At 52.0% G+C, this 3434-nt stretch carries 2 rRNA genes; both read right to left on the reverse strand.

The window, feature by feature from the left end:
• Positions 1-6: 6 nt before the first annotated feature.
• Positions 7-122 (reverse strand): 5S ribosomal RNA (gene rrf / locus PSE69_RS19545).
• 127 nt (positions 123-249) lie between these two features.
• Positions 250-3158: ribosomal RNA gene (locus tag PSE69_RS19550) — 23S ribosomal RNA — on the reverse strand.
• Positions 3159-3434 lie beyond the last annotated feature (276 nt).

Here is a 3434-nt window from a genome sequence, read left to right on the forward strand (position 1 = left end):
TTTGATGTCTGGCAGTTCCCTACTCTCACATGGGGAGACCCCACACTACCATCGGCGCTACGGCGTTTCACTGCTGAGTTCGGCATGGGGTCAGGTGGGACCACCGCGCTATTGCCGCCAGACAAATTCGGTTCGTTCCCGTTCGCGTCGACACCGCAAACCAGAACTGCAATCTTGAACAAGCTGATTTCTCGCACCACTCTCTCGTGCGCTTCAACAATCGTCTCTCTAAAACACCTTCGGTGTTGTCAGGTTAAGCCTCACGGTTCATTAGTACTGGTTAGCTCAACGTATCGCTACGCTTACACACCCAGCCTATCAACGTCTTCGTCTTAAACGTTCCTTTAGGACCCTTAAAGAGTCAGGGAAGACTCATCTCAAGGCAAGTTTCCCGCTTAGATGCTTTCAGCGGTTATCTCTTCCGCACTTAGCTACCGGGCAGTGCCATTGGCATGACAACCCGAACACCAGCGGTGCGTCCACTCCGGTCCTCTCGTACTAGGAGCAGCCCCTTTCAATCTTCCAACGCCCACGGCAGATAGGGACCGAACTGTCTCACGACGTTCTAAACCCAGCTCGCGTACCACTTTAAATGGCGAACAGCCATACCCTTGGGACCTACTTCAGCCCCAGGATGTGATGAGCCGACATCGAGGTGCCAAACACCGCCGTCGATATGAACTCTTGGGCGGTATCAGCCTGTTATCCCCGGAGTACCTTTTATCCGTTGAGCGATGGCCCTTCCATTCAGAACCACCGGATCACTAAGACCTACTTTCGTACCTGCTCGAGCCGTCACTCTCGCAGTCAAGCTGGCTTATGCCTTTGCACTAACCGCATGATGTCCGACCATGCTTAGCCAACCTTCGTGCTCCTCCGTTACGCTTTGGGAGGAGACCGCCCCAGTCAAACTACCCACCAGACACTGTCCGCACCCCAGATTATGGGGCAACGTTAGAACATCAAACATTAAAGGGTGGTATTTCAAGGTTGGCTCCATGCAGACTGGCGTCCACACTTCAAAGCCTCCCACCTATCCTACACATCAAGGCTCAATGTTCAGTGTCAAGCTATAGTAAAGGTTCACGGGGTCTTTCCGTCTTGCCGCGGGTACACTGCATCTTCACAGCGAGTTCAATTTCACTGAGTCTCGGGTGGAGACAGCCTGGCCATCATTACGCCATTCGTGCAGGTCGGAACTTACCCGACAAGGAATTTCGCTACCTTAGGACCGTTATAGTTACGGCCGCCGTTTACTGGGGCTTCGATCAAGAGCTTCTCCTTACGGATAACCCCATCAATTAACCTTCCAGCACCGGGCAGGCGTCACACCGTATACGTCCACTTTCGTGTTTGCACAGTGCTGTGTTTTTAATAAACAGTTGCAGCCAGCTGGTATCTGCGACTGGCTTCAGCTCCATGGGTAAACCACTTCACCTAATGCCAGCGTGCCTTCTCCCGAAGTTACGGCACCATTTTGCCTAGTTCCTTCACCCGAGTTCTCTCAAGCGCCTGAGTATTCTCTACCTGACCACCTGTGTCGGTTTGGGGTACGATTAATGATAATCTAGAGCTTAGAGGCTTTTCCTGGAAGCGGGGCATGAGCTACTTCGCCACCGTAGTGACTCGTCATCAGACCTCAGTGTATAGCGAACCGGATTTGCCTAATTCACCCACCTACATCCTTAAACCGGGACAACCGTCGCCCGGCCAGCCTAGCCTTCTCCGTCCCCCCATCGCAATTATCACCAGTACAGGAATATTAACCTGTTTCCCATCGACTACGCATTTCTGCCTCGCCTTAGGGGTCGACTCACCCTGCCCCGATTAACGTTGGACAGGAACCCTTGGTCTTCCGGCGTGCGGGTTTTTCACCCGCATTATCGTTACTTATGTCAGCATTCGCACTTCTGATACCTCCAGCATGCCTCGCAGCACACCTTCACAGGCTTACAGAACGCTCCCCTACCCAACAACATTTACATGTCGCTGCCGCAGCTTCGGTGCATGGTTTAGCCCCGTTACATCTTCCGCGCAGGCCGACTCGACCAGTGAGCTATTACGCTTTCTTTAAATGATGGCTGCTTCTAAGCCAACATCCTGGCTGTCTGAGCCTTCCCACTTCGTTTCCCACTTAACCATGACTTTGGGACCTTAGCTGGCGGTCTGGGTTGTTTCCCTCTTCACGACGAACGTTAGCACCCGCCGTGTGTCTCCCGTGATAACATTCTTCGGTATTCGTAGTTTGCATCGGGTTGGTAAGTCGGGATGACCCCCTAGCCGAAACAGTGCTCTACCCCCGAAGATGAGTTCACGAGGCGCTACCTAAATAGCTTTCGGGGAGAACCAGCTATCTCCCGGTTTGATTGGCCTTTCACCCCCAGCCACAAGTCATCCGCTAATTTTTCAACATTAGTCGGTTCGGTCCTCCAGTTAGTGTTACCCAACCTTCAACCTGCCCATGGCTAGATCACCGGGTTTCGGGTCTATACCCTGCAACTCATTCGCCCAGTTAAGACTCGGTTTCCCTACGGCTCCCCTATTCGGTTAACCTTGCTACAGAATATAAGTCGCTGACCCATTATACAAAAGGTACGCAGTCACCCTGATAAATCAAGGCTCCCACTGCTTGTACGTACACGGTTTCAGGTTCTATTTCACTCCCCTCGCCGGGGTTCTTTTCGCCTTTCCCTCACGGTACTGGTTCACTATCGGTCAATCAGGAGTATTTAGCCTTGGAGGATGGTCCCCCCATATTCAGACAGGATAACACGTGTCCCGCCCTACTCGTCGAGTTCACAACACCAACACCTTCGGATACGGGGCTATCACCCTTTATTGCCGGCCTTTCCAGACCGTTCTCCTGATGCTGATGCTGATTAAGACTCTGGGCTGCTCCCCGTTCGCTCGCCGCTACTAGGGGAATCTCGGTTGATTTCTTTTCCTCGGGGTACTGAGATGTTTCAGTTCCCCCGGTTCGCCTCGTTTGACTATGGATTCATCAAACGATAGTGCAACGAATTGCACTGGGTTTCCCCATTCGGACATCGTCGGCTATAACGGTTCATATCACCTTACCGACGCTTTTCGCAGATTAGCACGTCCTTCATCGCCTCTGATTGCCTAGGCATCCACCGTGTACGCTTAGTCGCTTAACCTCACAACCCGAAATTGTTTCAACGATCACCTGACTGTCATGGCTGTGCGTGGTGAACTTCTGCGTTGGGCAGTGCTCGCAATGCTCACGTACTCCTGTACGCTGCGCTTGCTGCGCGCTGTCCGCCTTGAATTTCACCCTGCTCGCTCATGCCACTCGTTTGAATGACCGAAAATTTCAGGTTTGAAATTTTGAGAGACTCTCACATTGTTTAAGCGATAAACAATGTGCGTTGTTTCAATTTTCAGCTTGTTCCAGATTGTTAAAGAGCATAATT

Origin of the sequence: Providencia sp. PROV122 (genome assembly GCF_028482365.1) — a bacterium.
In the GTDB taxonomy this organism is placed as follows: Bacteria; Pseudomonadota; Gammaproteobacteria; order Enterobacterales; family Enterobacteriaceae; genus Providencia; species Providencia stuartii.